This is a genomic window from Shinella granuli, from assembly GCF_004341885.1.
Lineage (GTDB): Bacteria > Pseudomonadota > Alphaproteobacteria > Rhizobiales > Rhizobiaceae > Shinella > Shinella granuli.
This window is the reverse complement of record NZ_SLVX01000008.1, coordinates 177,596-193,077: the sequence shown is the minus strand read 5'-3', so window position 1 is coordinate 193,077 and position 15,482 is coordinate 177,596. Positions and strand designations below refer to the sequence as shown.

The 15,482-nt window shown below is 67.1% G+C and carries 14 protein-coding genes; 12 read left to right on the top strand and 2 right to left on the bottom strand.

The genetic code is table 11. The features are described from left to right. Window positions 1-342 precede the first annotated feature (342 nt). From EV665_RS15290 to EV665_RS15270, 5 genes are read left to right on the top strand one after another with little or no spacing between them, the layout of a single operon-like run. Entirely contained in the window at window positions 343-1,758 is a 1,416-nt protein-coding gene (locus tag EV665_RS15290; RefSeq protein ID WP_133034721.1) for an APC family permease, read from the top strand. 51 nt (window positions 1,759-1,809) lie between these two features. Beyond that, window positions 1,810-2,781 (top strand): agmatinase, encoded by a 972-nt coding sequence (speB, locus tag EV665_RS15285; RefSeq protein ID WP_064333450.1) that lies wholly within the window; start codon window positions 1,810-1,812, stop codon window positions 2,779-2,781. A 3-nt stretch (window positions 2,782-2,784) separates the two neighbouring features. Further along, on the top strand, window positions 2,785-3,567 hold the full coding sequence (locus EV665_RS15280) for an SDR family NAD(P)-dependent oxidoreductase (protein ID WP_064333451.1): 783 nt from the start codon (window positions 2,785-2,787) through the stop codon (window positions 3,565-3,567). After that, entirely contained in the window at window positions 3,564-4,301 is a 738-nt protein-coding gene (locus EV665_RS15275) for an SDR family NAD(P)-dependent oxidoreductase (RefSeq protein WP_133034720.1), read from the top strand. Before EV665_RS15280 ends, EV665_RS15275 begins: the two co-directional genes overlap by 4 nt. Further along, window positions 4,298-5,188, top strand: coding sequence for a polysaccharide deacetylase family protein (locus EV665_RS15270; RefSeq protein ID WP_133034719.1), 891 nt, complete (start codon window positions 4,298-4,300; stop codon window positions 5,186-5,188). Before EV665_RS15275 ends, EV665_RS15270 begins: the two co-directional genes overlap by 4 nt. A gap of 30 nt (window positions 5,189-5,218) precedes the next feature. Here EV665_RS15270 and EV665_RS15265 read toward each other — a convergent pair whose 3' ends face one another. Then, on the bottom strand, window positions 5,219-5,941 hold the full coding sequence (locus EV665_RS15265) for a response regulator transcription factor (protein WP_064333454.1): 723 nt from the start codon (window positions 5,939-5,941) through the stop codon (window positions 5,219-5,221). Beyond that, window positions 5,916-7,193, bottom strand: coding sequence for a sensor histidine kinase (locus EV665_RS15260; RefSeq protein WP_245507724.1), 1,278 nt, complete (start codon window positions 7,191-7,193; stop codon window positions 5,916-5,918). The genes EV665_RS15265 and EV665_RS15260 overlap by 26 nt, the downstream gene beginning before the upstream one ends. Before the next feature lie 237 nt (window positions 7,194-7,430). Here EV665_RS15260 and EV665_RS15255 point away from each other — a divergent pair, with 237 nt between their 5' ends. The 7 genes from EV665_RS15255 to EV665_RS15225 all read left to right on the top strand — a co-directional run bounded on the left by EV665_RS15255 (window position 7,431) and on the right by EV665_RS15225 (window position 15,414). Then, window positions 7,431-8,447, top strand: a complete 1,017-nt coding sequence (locus tag EV665_RS15255) for an ABC transporter substrate-binding protein (RefSeq protein WP_133034717.1) — start codon at window positions 7,431-7,433, stop codon at window positions 8,445-8,447. A 64-nt stretch (window positions 8,448-8,511) separates the two neighbouring features. Continuing rightward, a complete protein-coding gene (locus tag EV665_RS15250; RefSeq protein ID WP_133034716.1) occupies window positions 8,512-9,969 on the top strand; it encodes a sugar ABC transporter ATP-binding protein in 1,458 nt (485 codons plus the stop codon). Continuing rightward, window positions 9,966-10,907, top strand: coding sequence for an ABC transporter permease (locus tag EV665_RS15245; RefSeq protein ID WP_133034715.1), 942 nt, complete (start codon window positions 9,966-9,968; stop codon window positions 10,905-10,907). The genes EV665_RS15250 and EV665_RS15245 overlap by 4 nt, the downstream gene beginning before the upstream one ends. Beyond that, the gene (locus tag EV665_RS15240; protein ID WP_133034714.1) at window positions 10,904-11,854 is read left to right on the top strand and encodes an ABC transporter permease; all 951 of its coding nucleotides are present in this window, start codon (window positions 10,904-10,906) and stop codon (window positions 11,852-11,854) included. Before EV665_RS15245 ends, EV665_RS15240 begins: the two co-directional genes overlap by 4 nt. 16 nt (window positions 11,855-11,870) lie before the next feature. Continuing rightward, window positions 11,871-12,785 carry an SMP-30/gluconolactonase/LRE family protein gene (locus EV665_RS15235; protein ID WP_133034713.1) on the top strand — a complete coding sequence of 305 codons (915 nt, stop codon included), beginning with the start codon at window positions 11,871-11,873 and terminating at the stop codon, window positions 12,783-12,785. 140 nt (window positions 12,786-12,925) lie between these two features. Next, window positions 12,926-13,795: a bile acid:sodium symporter family protein gene (locus EV665_RS15230; protein WP_133034712.1), complete on the top strand. Its 870-nt coding sequence runs from the start codon at window positions 12,926-12,928 to the stop codon at window positions 13,793-13,795. 185 nt (window positions 13,796-13,980) lie between these two features. Then, window positions 13,981-15,414, top strand: coding sequence for a calcium-binding protein (locus EV665_RS15225; protein ID WP_133034711.1), 1,434 nt, complete (start codon window positions 13,981-13,983; stop codon window positions 15,412-15,414). Window positions 15,415-15,482: the final 68 nt, after the last annotated feature.

Below are 15,482 nucleotides of genomic sequence, written 5' to 3'. Positions count from 1 at the left end.
TGGAACGCCGCGTCCGGCAGAGATGTGCCGGTGCCGCCGGAAGCGGCCGGTCGCCCGTGCCGAACAGGCCCGCCACAGGGCGCCTGCCTGGCGACCCGCCCCCATCTCCCATCCTGCCCGCCGTCGACCCGCCGGAAATCGCATCGCGTTTCGAAAGATTCGCCGTTGACGAAGAAAGTTTTCGCGACTAAAAAATTTACTTAGTAAAAGTTTTAATCGGCTATAGATTGATGGCGCCCCTGCGTGGCGTGCCCGGTCGGAGGGACCGGGCCCGTGCGACGACGTGGCGGGCGTCGGGCCGTGGGTTGCATCCATGCCGGATGCGAAGAGGGGGAGTGAGCGATGTCATCGACGAAAGTGCTGGAAGGATCCGGGCAGAGCCCGGACTATGAAGGGGTGGCGGCCGAGGGGGAGGCGCATACGCTGCGGCGGCGGCTCCAGGTGTCGCATGTGGTGTGCCTGGCCATGGCCGACGCCTCGCCGGCCATGGCCGTGCTGCTGCTGACGGCGGGCGTCTTCCAGGTCGGCGGGACCTTCGGCGTCGGGGCGATGCTGATCCTCAGCGTCGTCGTGGTCCTGATCGCCATGTGCCTCGGCGAGCTCGCCTCGACCTATCCGTCGACGGGCGGCTCCTATTCGATGGTGCGCAGCGCCTTGCCGGAGCCGCTGGCCTGGATCACGCTGTTCAACTTCGTGACGCAGGGCATCGTGATCCCCGCATCGCTGCTGCTGGGCATTCCGATCTTCCTGAAGAACCTGCTGCCATGGATCACCGTGCCCAATGAGGTGATCGCCTTCCTGCTGCTGGCCGTTTCCGGCGCCATCGCCATCACCAAGGTGGAGATCGGCGCGAAGGTGAACATCGCCATTCTCGTCGTGCAGCTCGTCGTCGTCGGGCTCATCGTGCTGGCGGCGATCGTCGCCCCGGTGCAAAATCCGGTCGACATCGTGTTCCATCCGGTCGTGCTGGAGAACGGCCAGCTCGTGCCGCTGACCCTCGGCATCGCGCTGGCGACGCTGGCGCCGGCCTTCAACGTCCTGAACGGCTATGACGCCGTCTGCGGCTTCGTCGAGGAGCTTGTCGGCGGCGCGCGCGATGTCGGCCGGGCCGTCATCTATGCCGCGATCCTCGCCTCGATCCTCATCACGATCCCGCTCTTCGCCGGCGTCATCGCCGCGCCGGACCTGGTCGCCTTCCTGCAGTCGGATGCGCCGATCGTTTCGGCGGTCGAAAGCGCGCTCGGCCCCTGGGCGAGCACGATCGTCAATATCGGCGTCATCGCGGCGCTCTTCAACGCCGCGCTGACGCTCCAGATGTATTTCGCCCGCGGTGTCTTCGCCTCGGCGCGCGACGGTCTCTGGCCGCCGGCAATCGGCAACAGGCTTGCCGGGCTGAACCGCTTCCGTTCGCCGGGCTGGGGCGTCGCCGCGCTGCTCGTCCCCTCGGCGTTCCTGATCATGATGTCCAGCCTCGACTGGCTCATCATGTTCGCGGGGACGATGATCGCGACCGTCTACTTCTTCGTCGGGGTCGCCGCCTTCTGGAGCCGCATCTCGCAGAAGCATGTCCATCGGCCCTTCAAGATGCCGTTCTGGCCGCTGCCGCCCGTCATCGTCGTCGCCTTCACCGGCTATGCCCTTATCACCCAGACCACCGATTTCCTGATCGGCGAGCTGGTGCTGGCGGGGGTCGCCGTCGGCCTCTGGGCGCTGTCGAAGCTCTGGCGCAAGGCGGCCCCGAACGGCACGGAGCCGTAAGGGCCGTGGCGCCCGTCACCTCGATTGTCATCCATCTGAAACGGAACGACCATGACCAGCAATTCCTATGAGACCGGCCGCCTGAACCTGCCGTTCGTCGGCATCTGCACCTTCGGCAAATATCCCTACCAGCCGGATTGGGACGCCATCGACGCCGATGTGGCGATCCTCGGCGCCCCCTTCGACTGCGGCACGCAGTGGCGCGCCGGCACCCGCTTCGGGCCGCGCTCCATCCGCGAGGCCTCCACGCTCTTCTCCTTCGGGCATGGCGGCGCCTATGACCACGAGGACGACGTTACCTACCTGCCGAGCGGCGCGGTCTCCGTCGTCGATATCGGCGATGCCGACATCGTGCACACCGACACGATGAAGAGCCATGCCAATATCGAATTCGGCGTGCGCAAGATCCTTGACGCCGGCGCGCTGCCGGTGGTGCTGGGCGGCGACCATTCGGTCAACATCCCCTGCGTCAACGCCTTTGCCGAGGACTGCGAGAAGAACGGCCCGATCCATATCGTGCAGATCGACGCCCATCTCGACTTCGTCGACGAGCGCCACGGCGTGCGCTACGGCCACGGCAACCCGATGCGCCGCGCGGCGGAAAAATCCTATGTCAGCGGCCTCACGCAGCTCGGCATCCGCAACGTCTCCTCGACGGCCAGGGAAGGCTACGAGGATGCGCGGAAAATGGGGTCCGATATCCTCTCGGTCCGCCAGATCCGGGCGCTCGGCACGCAGGCGGTGGTGGAGCGCGTGCCGGCCGGGGCGCGTTACTACGTCACCATCGACATCGACGGTTTCGACCCGTCGATCGCGCCGGGCACGGGCACGCCGTCGCATGGCGGCTTCATCTACTACGAGGTGCTGGAGATCCTGGCGGCGCTTGCAAAGCGCGGCGACATCGTCGGCATCGATCTCGTCGAGGTCGCCCCCGATTACGACCAGACCGGTGGCACCGCCATTCTCGCCGCCCAGGTTCTCATGAACCTCATCGGCCGCATCATGCACGCAAGGAAGGGCTGAACCATGGGACGACTTCACTATGACTTCTCCGGCGAGCATGTGCTCGTCACGGGGGCGAGCCGGGGCATCGGCCGGGCCGTGGCGGAAGGTTTCGCCGCCGCCGGCGCCGATGTGACGATCCTCTCCTCCGGCGCGGGCATTCAGGAGACGGCGCAGGAAATGACCGCCCGCTTCGGCCGCAAGGTCGCGGCGATCGAATGCGACATCACCGACAGCGCCGCCGTGAAGGCGGCGCTCGCGCCGCTCGGCCGCATCGACGTGCTGGTCAACAATGCGGGGCTGGAGCGCATCACCCCGCTGCTCGATCCCGATCCGTCCATCGAGGACACGTTCCGCCGCATCACCGACATCAACACCAACGGCACGTTCTACGTGACCCGCAACGCGGTGCCCCATATGGTGGAGGGCGGCCGCATCATCGTGACGGCCTCGATCTGGAGCCGCGTCGCGGTGCCGGACTTCGCCGCCTACATCACCTCCAAGCATGCCAATCTCGGCTTCACGCGCGTGATGGCGAAGGAGCTTGGCCCGAGGGGCATCCGCGTCAACGCCGTCTGCCCCGGCTGGGTGCGCACGGAGGCGGCCATGCTGTCCTTGAAGAACATGTCGCTGCGCACCGGCCGCAGCGAGGAGGACCTGCTGGCCGAGATCGTCGGAGCGCAGGTCCTGCCCGGCCTGCTGGAGCCGGAGGACCTTGCCGCACCCTATCTCTTCCTCGCCTCGGACGGGGCGAAGGACATGACGGGCCAGGGCCTGATGCTCGATCGCGGCGAGGTGATGGCATGAACAGGCGCGTTCTCGTTACGGGTGCCTATCGCGGCATCGGTGCGGCCTGCGCCCTTGCCTTTGCCGCAACGGGTGCGCGCGTCGCGCTCGCCGACATCCGCAGGCCCGATGAAACCGCCGTCGCGGCGGCCGGGGCCGGTGCGGCGGAGACGCTGGCGCTTTCCTGCGACGTCTCCGACGAAAGCGCCGTTCTTGCGGTCGGCGATGCGGTGAAGGAAAGGTTCGGCGGGCTCGACGTGGTCGTGCACTGCGCGGGCGTCATCCACGAGGCACCGCTGCTGGACACGCCCGTCGCCGATTTCGACCGGGTGATCGCCATCAACCTGCGCGGCAGCTTCCTCGTCGGCAAGATGGCGATCGGGCTGATGGAGGGTACGGCGGAGGTGCCGGCCCGGGTGATCCTGATCGCCTCGGACATGGCCTATTACGGCCGCGAGACCTTCTCGCCCTACGTCGCCTCCAAGCACGGCGTGCTCGGCCTCACCCGCTCCTGGGCGAAGGAATTCGCCCCCCGCATCCTGGTCAACGCCATCTGCCCCGGCCCGATCGACACGGACATGCTCGGCGCGGCGAACATGAGCGCCGAATGGCGGGCGCGCGAGCTTGCCATCCCGCTCGCCCGCTTCGGCCAGCCGGAGGAGATCGGCGAACTGGCGCTGTTCCTCGCCGGCTCCGGCGGACGGTACTTCACCGGCCAGGGCGTCGGCAGCAATGGCGGGAGCATCATGCCGTGATCAAGAATCCCATTCCCTGGCCGAACGGCGCGAAATGCGCCGCCTGCATCACCTTCGACATGGATGCCGACAGCCTCATCCACATCGCCCATCCGGAGGACGGCCATAGCCGCGTCGCCGGTATCTCCATGCTGCAATACGGGCCGAAGGTGGCGATCCCGCGCATCGTCGAAAGCTATCGCCAGCTCGGCATCAGGCAGACCTTCTTCGTGCCGGCCTGGTGCATCGAGCGCTATCCGCAGGCGATCGAGGCCATCTTGGAGGGCGGCCACGAGCTCGCCCATCACGGCTTCCTGCACGAGCATCCGCGCGAGCTTTCCGACGAGGACGAGGCCTACTGGCTGGACCGCGGCATCGACGTGATCGTCAAGGCGAGCGGCCGGCGGCCGCGTGGCTGGCGGGCGCCGCTCTACAACTTCTCGCATCGCTCGGCCGATCTCCTGGTCGCGCGCGGCTTCGAATACGATGCCTCGCTGATGGGCGACGACATTCCCTATCTCCTGGAATGCGAGGCCGGCAGCCTGGTCGAGCTTCCGTCGCACTGGGGCCTCGACGACTGGCCGCAATATGTCCAGTCGATCGACCTCGACTACATGATGCCGGTCCGCGCGCCGGAACAGGGCTTTGCCGCCTTCGCGCAGGAGTTCGAGGCCGCCTGGCGGCACGGCGCGCTGTGGGTGCCGGTCGTGCATCCCTTCGCCACCGGGCGGCTTGCGCGCTGGGAGGTGGTGCACCGGTTCCTCGAGCAGGTGCTGACGCGCGGCGATGTGTGGTTTGCGCCCATGGAGGAGATCGCCGCCCATGTGCGCGCCGTCGTGGACAAGGGGCTGTGGTCGCCACGGATCGACCGGCTGCCCTACTATGCCGAACCCGTCCGGGTCCGGTGAAACGGGGCGGGGAAAAGGCCGCGGCGCGCCTCAGAGGTTGGTCAGCCATTCCTGAAGGTCGGCTTCGGCTTTTTCCAGCGCGCTGTAGTTCAGCAGTTTTCGCAGGAGCGCGGTGGTGACGGCGCGGGTGCGCAGGTTGAAGCGCGCATCCTCGCTGTCCTCGCCGGTCGACTGGTAGACGTCCAGCTTGTCGTAGAGCTGCTGCAGGCGGTTCTGGACGCTGCGCAGCGACAGGTTGCGCCGGCGGGCGATCGCGCGGTCCGTCAGGCCAAGCGCGATGTCGACGAGGATCTCGTATTCGGAATCGGTGAAACCGTTCGTCTGGCCGAGGCTCTTCTGCTGCACGCCGCGGATCTCGCGGTCGATCACGCACTGGCTCTCGACGAAGATCGAACGCAGCGCCAGCTTCAGCCGCTCGTCGGAGGCGGACTTGAGCACGTAGCCGTAGGCCGCGCCGTCGGGCACGATGCGCGAGACGCCGCGCACATAGGCCTCGTCGGAATAGTTCGACCAGAAGAGGATGCGCGTCTCCGGCCGTTCCTTCCAGATCGTGCGCGCCGCCTCGATGCCGTTGCGCGTCGCCATCTGGAGGTCCATGACGATATGCGCCGACTTGTGGTCGCGGGCGAGCTTTTCGCCGGAAAGGCCGTTCTCCGCCTCGATGACGGTCTCGCATTCCGGCAGCGCCGCGCTCACCGCCTCGTGCAGGTAGGAACGATGCAGGGGATCATCCTCCACGATCAGGACTTTCATCACCCGTTCCTCCTTCGCATGGGGCTGCCGCGCCGCCTTGCGGGGCGAGGGGAAGCCGGACCGTCACGGTTGTGCCGCTGTTGTTGCGCCCCGCGCCGATCGCGCAGGTCGCGGAAATCAGCCGGGCGCGCGTCTTCATGTTCTCGACGCCGCTGCCGATGCGCCCGCGCGTGCGAACGACGCCGCAGCCGTCGTCCACGACGTCCAGCACGAGGCTTTCGGCCTCGATGCGCAGGCGCACGGCGAGCGTCGTCGGGCGCGCGTGCCGGACGGCGTTGTTGATCGCCTCCTGCGCGATGCGGAAGAGGGCGACGCTGACGGTCGGCTCCAGCTTGTCGAGCGCGCCGGCCGTCTCGTCGGCGAGCGCCCAGCGGATCGGCATGCCGCTGTCGCGCACCGAGCGGTCGAGATGGTTCTCGACGGCCTGCGCCAGGCCGAAGAGCTGGAGGACGGAGGGCTTGGCCTGCTCGATGATCTGCCTGAGGTCATGCATGCAGTGCTGCAGCGAGCGCGACACGGGCTCCAGCGCATCGGGGCCGATCTCGCCGCTCAGGGAAAGCTGCTCGACGCGGCGGGCGAGGCGGGTGAGGTCGGCGAGGGTCTGGTCGTGCAGGTCCATGCCGATGCGCTGGCGCTCCTGTTCGAGCGCTTCGGTCAGCCGCAGCGCGCCGAGGCGCAGGCCCTCCTCCCGCGCGCGGGCCTCCGCCTCGACGATGGCGGAGCGCTGCGCCTGTTCGGCGGCGCGCAGCGCGAAGAAATAGGGGGTCAGCAGGTCGGCGATCACGCGGGCGCGCTCCACGTCGTCGAGCGTATAGAGCCCGGCGGATTGCGAAGAGCAGGAAAGGGCGGCGATGATCGCGCCTTCCACCTTCATCGGCACATGGATGCGGCTGCGCAGCGACTGTTCGTCGATCGGCGCGCGGAAGGCGCCCTCGAAGCGGAAGCGTGGATCGACGGTGGCGTCGTCGCTGAGGAGGTAGTCGACCTCGCCCCACAAAAGCGAGCGGATCGGGCTGTAGACGACGGGCGCGCCTTCGAGGTCGCCCCAGGCGGTGTCGATGCCGGTCTCGTAGGCGGTGTGGTAGTTGCCGTCCTCCACGAGCACGCAGACGTCGAGATGATCGTGCGGGATGATATGGGCGACCTCGTTGGCCACCGAACGGATGGCCGAGCGGAAATCGAGCTGGCCCGCGAGCAGCCGCGAAATGCCGAGATAGTGTTCGAAAAGCGCGGCAGGCGCCAGTTGCAGCATGGGCGAACATCCTCCCGGCGGCGGCCTCCCGCGCCGTCGCCGCCCTCCAGTAAGCGCCGACAAGCATAGCCGCGTCTTGCGTGAACCCGCAACTTCTCGCGCAAATCCCGCAAATGACTTGCCGAGCCGCGCCTGTACAGGCCTGCCGTTCTCCCGCATCCTGTCCGGGCTGAGAGGAGGAAGCTCAGCGGATAACGATTTCGATCCGGCCAACCGGATCCTGAGGGAGAGAGACAGATGGGAATTCGTAAGATGCTTCTGGCATCGGCCGTCGCCGTGTGCGTCGCCGTGCCCGTTTCCGCCTTTGCCGACACGTCGGGCAAGAAGATCGCCCTGTCCAACAACTATGCCGGCAATTCCTGGCGTCAGGCCATGCTGACGAGCTGGGACAAGGTGACGGGCGAGGCCGTGAAGGCCGGCGCGGTCGCTGCCGCCGATCCGTTCACGACGGCCGAGAACCAGGCGACCGAGCAGGCCGCGCAGATCCAGAACATGATCCTGCAGGGCTATGACGCCATCGTCGTCAACGCCGCTTCGCCGACGGCGCTCAACGGCGCGGTCAAGGAAGCGTGCGACGCCGGCATCACCGTCGTCTCCTTCGACGGCATCGTGACCGAACCCTGCGCCTGGCGCATCGCCGTCGATTTCAAGGAAATGGGCCGCAGCCAGGTCGAATATCTCTCCGAGAAGCTGCCGGAGGGCGGCAACCTGCTCGAAATCCGCGGCCTTGCCGGCGTCTTCGTCGATGACGAGATCTCGGCGGGCATCCATGAGGGCGTGAAGCAGTTCCCGCAGTTCAAGGTCGTCGGCTCCGTGCATGGCGACTGGGCGCAGGACGTCGCGCAGAAGGCCGTCGCCGGCATCCTGCCGAGCCTGCCGGAGATCGTCGGCGTCGTCACACAGGGCGGCGACGGCTATGGCGCGGCGCAGGCGATCGCCGCGGCCAAGCGCCCGATGCCCGTCATCGTCATGGGCAACCGCGAGGACGAGCTGAAATGGTGGAAGGAACAGAAGGACGCGAACGGCTACGAGACCATGTCGGTCTCCATCGCGCCCGGCGTCTCCACGCTCGCCTTCTGGGTCGCCCAGCAGATCCTTGACGGCAAGGAGGTCAAGAAGGACCTCGTCGTGCCGTTCCTGCGCATCGACCAGGACAATCTCGAAGCCAACCTCGCCACCACCCAGGCGGGCGGCGTCGCGAATGTGGAATATTCGCAGGCCGACGCCATCAAGGTCATCGAAGCCGCCCAGTAAGGCCTCCCGGCGCCGCGCGGTCGCCCTGGCCGCGCGGTCTTTTCCAGCACAGAAGCGATGGCCAATGACGGGTGAGATGGGGAAACCGGTGATCGCGGTCGCCGAGGCCCGGGTGAGTTTCGGGGCGGTCAAGGCGCTCGACGGCGTGACGCTGTCGATCATGCCGGGCGAATGCGTCGGTCTTGTCGGCCACAACGGGGCCGGCAAGTCGACGATCGTCAGCGTCATCAACGGCGGCCTGACGCCCCATGCCGGCGGCGTTGCGGGCGATGACGGGGCGCCCGCGCGCGCCTACGGCATCACGGCGGCGCGCGCCCGCGGCGTGCGCTGCGTGTTCCAGGAACTCTCGCTCTGCCCCAACCTCACCATCGTGGAGAATGTCCGGCTGATGCACCGCCCGCTCGGAGGCTTCGGCTGGCGGCGGCGCGCGCGGGCGGTCATCGAGGCGAGCCTTGCCGCGATCTTTCCCGGCCACGGCATCGAGAGCGATCGCACGGTCGGCGAGCTTTCCATCGCCGAGCGGCAGATGGTCGAGATCGCCATGGCCTTTTCCGATGCGGGCGTCGCGCCGCGCCTCGTCATCCTCGACGAGCCGACGTCCTCGCTCGACGCCAGCCTTGCCGAACAGATGCTCGTCCATGTCCGCCGCTTCGTCGCGGCCGGCGGGTCGGTCGTCTTCATCTCGCATATCCTCGGCGAAATCCTCGCCACGGCGGACCGGATCGTCGTGATGAAGGACGGCCGCATCGTCGCAAGCCGGCCGGCGGCGGATTTTTCCGAGCGCAGCCTCGTCGAGGCCATGGGCAGCGTGGTGAAGGGCGAGGCCCACCGCCGCGCCGCGCGCGACCTCACCGGCGCGCCCGTGGTCCTTGAGCAGGGCGGGCGCGGCCTGCCGTTCCTGGCGCGCGCCGGCGAGATCGTCGGGCTCGCGGGGCTGGCGGGCCATGGCCAGACCGACATGCTGATGGCGCTGCATGCGGCGGGAAGCGGCGCCTGGCTGCCCGCGCGCGATCCCGCCGTCACCTTCGTCGCCGGCGACCGCCGGCTCAATGGCGTGTTCGAACTGTGGAGCATCCTGCGCAATCTTTCGATCGCCTCGCTCGGTGACATGACGCGCAGCGGCCTGGTGCGAACCGGCGAGGAGGACGCGCGCGGGGCCGAATGGCAGAGGCGCATCGAGATCCGCACGCCGGACATGGGCAACCGCATCCTGTCGCTTTCCGGCGGCAACCAGCAGAAGGTGCTGTTCGCCCGGGCGCTGGCGACCCGCGCGCCCGTGGTGCTGATGGACGACCCGATGCGCGGCGTCGATGTCGGCACCAAGCAGGAGGTCTACGAGATCGTGCGCCAGGAGGCCGCGACCGGCCGCACCTTCGTCTGGTATTCGACGGAGATGGAGGAGGTCTGCCTCTGCGACCGCGTCTACGTCTTTCGCGAGGGCCGGATCGTCGCCGAGCTTTCCGGCGATGCCGTCGGCGAAGCCAACATCCTCGCCGCCTCCTTCGAGGGAGCGGCCGCATGAGGATGTCCAACGACGCCGTGCGCCTCCTCATCCCGGCGCTCTCCCTGACCGTCCTGCTCGCCGCCGTCTTCTGGCTGCAGCCGCGGGCGATGAGCTATGTCGGTCTCAACCTCCTCTTCAACCTCGCCGTTCCGATCGCGCTCGCCACGATCGCGCAGATGCTGGTCATGGCGGTCAACGATCTCGATCTCTCCATGGGCGCCTTCGTCAGCTTCGTCGCCTGCGTGACCGCGACCTTCCTGCGCGACGCGCCGCTCGTCGGCGGGCTCATCCTCCTCGGGGCGATCGGCGTCTATGCGCTGCTCGGCGTCGTCATCCACCTGCGCAACCTGCCGTCGATCGTCGTCACGCTCGGCATGAGCTTCGTCTGGGCGGGTCTCGCCGTGCTGCTCCTGCCCGCGCCGGGCGGGCAGGCGCCGGACTGGGCGCGCGCGCTGATGACGATGAAGCCGCCGCTCGTGCCGATGGCGATCGTCGCCAGCATCGTCATCGCGGCCATCGCCCATCTTGTCGTCATGCGCTCCTCGCTCGGCGTGCTCATGCGCGGCGTCGGCGGCAACCAGCGCTCCGTCGAGCGCGCCGGCTGGTCGGTGATCCTTGCGCGCGCGGCCGCCTATGGGCTCGCCGGCCTCTTCGCGGTGCTCGCCGGCATCGCGCTCGTCGGGCTCACCACCTCGGCGGACGCCAATATCGCGCTGCGCTATACGCTGCTGTCGATCGCCGGCGTCATTCTCGGCGGCGGGGAGTTCATCGGCGGCCGCGTCTCGCCGATCGGCGCCGTCATCGGCGCGCTGACGCTGACGCTTGCCGGCTCGTTCCTCTCGTTCCTGCGCATCTCGCCCGACTGGCAGATCGGCGCGCAGGGCGCGATCCTCATCACCGTGCTGGCGCTTCGCCTCGTCCTCAACCGCATCGAGAACCGGGAGAGGCGGCGATGACCCTTTTCCGGCACCTTGCGCAGAAGAGCTGGATCTGGTCGTGGATCGCCGCCGTGATCGTCTGGCTCGCGACGATCTCCGTGACGGGCGGCGCGAGCGCGATCGGCCTCACGCAGGCCGCGCTCACCTTCGCCGCCTTCTCCATCATCGTCGGCATCGGCCAGATGTTCGTCATCACGCTCGGGCCGGGCAATATCGACCTCTCCGTGCCCGCCACCATGACGCTCGCCGGCACGGTGGCGCTGAAGCTGATGAATGTGGAGAACGGCATGATCCTGCCGGGCCTTGCCGTCGCGATCCTCATCGGCGTCGCCGTCGGCATCGGCAACTACGCCCTCATCAAGACGCTGCGCATCCCGCCCATCATCGCGACGCTGTCGATGAGCTTCATCGTGCAGTCGACGGCGATCTGGACGAACCGGGGCCTGCGCATCAAGCCGCCGCCCTTCCTGGCCGACTTCACGACGGCCAGCACCTTCGGCGTGCCCAATGTGGCGCTGATCGCCCTCGTGCTGTCGCTCGTCGCCTGGCTGCTCCTCGAAAAGACGCTTTACGGCCGCTGGATCTCCGCGATCGGCCAGAGCATGCCGGCGGCGCGGATGGCCGGCATTCCCGTCGATGGCGCGCGCTTCGTCACCTATGTCTTCTGCGCGGTGCTCGCCGCGCTCGCCGGCTACCTGCTCGCCTGCTTTTCCGGCGGCGCGGCGCTGAACATGGGCTCGGAATACCTCCTGATGTCGATCGCCGTCGTGGTCATCGGCGGCACGGCGGTGGCGGGCGGGGATTCCAACGTGCCGGGCGTCTGGGGCGCCTCGCTCTTCATGTTCCTCGTCGTCTCCATGCTCAACACCTACGGTCTCGGCGCGGGCGTGCGCCTCATCATGACCGGCCTCATCATCATCAGCGTCATCATGCTTGCGGGCGGCCGCCGACCCGGCGCCCGGTAATCCAGGAACACCAGCCATGGCCTCCGAATCCCCCTATGAAATCCACGACCCGCGCTTCCTCCACCTGATCGTCGGCAGCGCGCGGCTCGAGGAGCTCCATACCGGCTGCCGCTGGGCGGAGGGGCCGGTCTGGTTCAGCGACGCCAACCAGCTCCTGTGGAGCGACATTCCCAACCAGCGCATCCTGCGCTGGACGCCGGACGGCGGCGTTTCCGTCTACCGCCAGCCCTCCAATTTCGCCAACGGCAACACCCGCGACCGGCAGGGCCGCCTCGTCTCCTGCGAGCACGGTCTGCGCCGCGTCACGCGCACGGAGATCGACGGCTCGATCACGGTTCTCGCCGAAAGCCATGCGGGAAAACGCCTCAACTCGCCCAACGACGTCGTGGTGAGATCGGACGGCTCCGTCTGGTTCACCGATCCGACCTACGGCATCCTGTCCGATTACGAGGGCTACCGGGCCGAACCGGAGCAGGCGGCGCGCAACGTCTATCGCCTCGACCCCGAGACCGGCGCGATCGAGGCCGTCATCGGCGATTTCGCCCAGCCCAACGGCCTTGCCTTCTCGCCGGACGAGCGCACGCTCTATGTCGCCGATTCCGCCGCCAGCCACGATCCGGCCCTGCCGCGCCATATCCGCGCCTTCGATGTCGCCGATGGCCGCCGCCTTCAGAACGGCCGCGTCTTCTGCCATATCGACACCGGCATCCCGGACGGCATCCGCACGGATGTTTCCGGCAATCTCTGGTCCAGCGCCGGCGACGGGGTGCATTGCTTCGACCCGGCGGGCACGCTGATCGGCAAGATCCGCGTGCCCCAGACCGTCGCCAACCTCACCTTCGGCGGCCCCCGGCGCAACCGCCTCTTCATCACCGCCACGGCCTCGCTCTATTCCATATACCTCGCCATATCGGGCAGCCAGCGGCCCTGAAGGGGTTTTGCGGCCGCACGCCGTCTGCCGCCCGGGCGGCGGCGGGGGCGGGGCCCATCACGCCGGTTGCATTCCGAGGGCGGATGCATCAAAGCTAGGCGGCCAGGCGGGACCACCACGCCTCTGTTGGGAAGAGCAGCATGGAGCAATCCGCCCTCATCGACATCGGCCTGCCGATCGCCGTGTTCATCATCATGGCCGGCATCGGCATGACGCTCGCGCCCGTCGACTTCCAGCGCGTGGTTACGCAGCCGAAGGCCCTCGTCTGGGGCATCGTCGCCGCGCTCGTGCTGATGCCGCTGGTGGCCCTGCTGCTCGCCACGCTCATGGGCCTGCCGCCGGAAATCGCGGTCGGCCTCGTCGTCGTCGCCGCCTGCCCGATCGGCACCACGTCCAGCCTGTTTTCCTATCTCGCGAGGGGGGACCTGGCCTTGTCGATCGCGTTGAGCGCCGTCGGCAGCCTGGTCGCGATCGTGACGCTGCCGCTTTTCGCCAATTTCGCGATCGAACGCCTGAGCGATGGCGATGCCCGCGTCTACCTTCCCGTGTTGCGCACGATCGGGGTGATGATCGCGATCATCCTGTTCCCGGTGATCGTCGGCATGGGCATCCGGCGGAAGGCCCCCGGCTTCGCCGCGCGCGCCGAAAGACTGGTCGGCGCATTCGGCCTCCTGGTGCTGGTGGCCCTGATCGTCGGCATCGGCATTTCGGTGTATGAACGGTGGGTGGAGATCCTCGTCAGCGCGGGACCGGCCGTCGTCGCCTTGGTCGTCTGCGCCGTGGCGCTCGGTCTGCTGGGGTCGCGCGCGCTCGGCCTCTCGGCTGCCGAGGCCGTCACGGTGACCCTTTCGATCAGCATTCGAAACGCGGCGATCGGCATGGTCCTCGCGATCACGATGATGCATTCGCCGGAGATCGCCGTGCCGCCCGCGCTGTTCGGCCTGTTGATGTATGCGACCGGCTTCAGCCTCGTTGCCTATGGCCGCATGACCATAAAGGCGCCGGCCTGACGGGTGGGCGCTGCGCCCCGGGCACCGGACGGGGCGGCCGCGCACCAAGTCCAGCAATACGGGCTGTTCTCAAGGCGAAAAGCAAGTTTTTCCATTTTATTGCTGCGTTGACAGGATATTCGGCAAGATCGATAATATAGAGGGGCGTGTCGTCGGCAGGCGATGCCATTGGAACGGGGTGGAAGATGGCGACCATACAGCAATATTCCGAAGACACGCAGGGCGATACCTATGACGGATCAAGCTATCCGGTCTTCAAGATCGGAAGTGACGTCATCGGCCGATACAAGGGCAATATCGACGAATATCTTGGAAATGACAGTGCCGACTATTTTGTGCTTGATCTCGATGCGTCGGGATTGAAGGCAGGCGACAAGCTTCTTGTTTCCTATATTTTCTCGGAAGGGGTCCGCCTGTCGCTCCGTTGGGGCGGATATACCTACGATTATCTGAACAAGTTCGGACCGAATTACAAGATCGAGTTCCTGCACAATGAAAAGACGAGCGGCACCCTGACCATACCGGAAGGCGTCGATGTCATTTCCTTCCAAATCTACAGCTACAGCGAGACCCGCGGCAGGTATCAGGTCGATACGGTGCACCATGGCGAATCCGAGACAGGCCTGAGCTTCAAGGGCGTCGGGAGCCGTCCGGAGCTCTTCAAGGTCTCCGGTGCGACCCAGCCCGTCGAGGTCGTGGCCGGCGCCGGCAATGACTTCATCTGGACCGGCATACATGCGGATCTGATCGTCTGCGGACCGGGCCGTGACATCGCGGTCGGTCTCGACGGCAACGACGTCATCTTCGGCTACGACAAGTCGGACATTTCCGGCTTGAAGGGCAATGGCGAGGTGCGCACGTCCGGTCCCGGTGCGAAGGACGGGGCCGACCAGTTGCTGGGCGGGCGCGGCAACGACAAGATGTATGGCGGGGCCGGCGGCGACTACATGCATGGCGAGTGGGACGATGACAGTCTCTATGGCCAGGACGGCAATGACCTCATGTATGGCGGGTATGGTCGCGACACGATGAGCGGCGGCAACGGCAACGACCTCATGTATGGCGGCTCTGAAGCCAAGCCGCGCGGAGACTGGTTCGGCAAGGCCCTGACGCTCACCTGGGACGGAACGACGGGCAAGACGATGAAGCCGCAGACCTGGTCCATCGCGGGCGAAGCGCAGGCCGACGACAAGAGCAATGACCACATGTCGGGCGGCAACGGCAACGATCGCATGTGGGGCCAGGGCGGCAATGACAAGCTTTATGGCGGGCTGGGCAAGGATTTCCTGTCCGGCGGCAGCGGGAAGGACAGTTTCGTGTTCGACACGAAACTCGGCTCCACCAACATAGACACGATCGACGACTTCTCGGTGAAGGATGACACGATCCTTCTGGATAGAACGATCTTCACCAAGGTCGGAAAGGTCGGCGATTTGGCTTCCGGCGCCTTTTACATCGGCACGAAGGCGCATGATGCTTCCGATCGCATCATCTACGACAAGGCGAGCGGGAAGGTATGGTACGATGCCGACGGCAGCGGCGGCGGCAAGGCCATCCAGTTCGCGCTTCTCGACAAGGGCCTCGCCTTGACCGCCTCGGACTTCGACATCATCTCCTGATCCCGGCGGGCGACGGATCGCCCCTGGGCCAGCCGAGGCATTTCCAGCCGGAGCGACAGGGCTTCGGC

Excerpts from the sequence above, each read along its gene's own strand:
- EV665_RS15280 (WP_064333451.1), top strand. The coding sequence starts at position 2,785 with ATGGGACGACTTCACTATGACTTCTCCGGCGAGCATGTGCTCGTCACG.
- EV665_RS15265 (WP_064333454.1), bottom strand. The coding sequence starts at position 5,941 with ATGAAAGTCCTGATCGTGGAGGATGATCCCCTGCATCGTTCCTACCTG.
- EV665_RS15235 (WP_133034713.1), top strand. The coding sequence starts at position 11,871 with ATGGCCTCCGAATCCCCCTATGAAATCCACGACCCGCGCTTCCTCCAC.
- EV665_RS15250 (WP_133034716.1), top strand. The coding sequence starts at position 8,512 with ATGACGGGTGAGATGGGGAAACCGGTGATCGCGGTCGCCGAGGCCCGG.
- EV665_RS15240 (WP_133034714.1), top strand. The coding sequence starts at position 10,904 with ATGACCCTTTTCCGGCACCTTGCGCAGAAGAGCTGGATCTGGTCGTGG.
- EV665_RS15290 (WP_133034721.1), top strand. The coding sequence starts at position 343 with ATGTCATCGACGAAAGTGCTGGAAGGATCCGGGCAGAGCCCGGACTAT.
- EV665_RS15260 (WP_245507724.1), bottom strand. The coding sequence starts at position 7,193 with ATGCTGCAACTGGCGCCTGCCGCGCTTTTCGAACACTATCTCGGCATT.
- EV665_RS15225 (WP_133034711.1), top strand. The coding sequence starts at position 13,981 with ATGGCGACCATACAGCAATATTCCGAAGACACGCAGGGCGATACCTAT.
- EV665_RS15245 (WP_133034715.1), top strand. The coding sequence starts at position 9,966 with ATGAGGATGTCCAACGACGCCGTGCGCCTCCTCATCCCGGCGCTCTCC.
- EV665_RS15230 (WP_133034712.1), top strand. The coding sequence starts at position 12,926 with ATGGAGCAATCCGCCCTCATCGACATCGGCCTGCCGATCGCCGTGTTC.
- speB (WP_064333450.1), top strand. The coding sequence starts at position 1,810 with ATGACCAGCAATTCCTATGAGACCGGCCGCCTGAACCTGCCGTTCGTC.
- EV665_RS15275 (WP_133034720.1), top strand. The coding sequence starts at position 3,564 with ATGAACAGGCGCGTTCTCGTTACGGGTGCCTATCGCGGCATCGGTGCG.
- EV665_RS15255 (WP_133034717.1), top strand. The coding sequence starts at position 7,431 with ATGGGAATTCGTAAGATGCTTCTGGCATCGGCCGTCGCCGTGTGCGTC.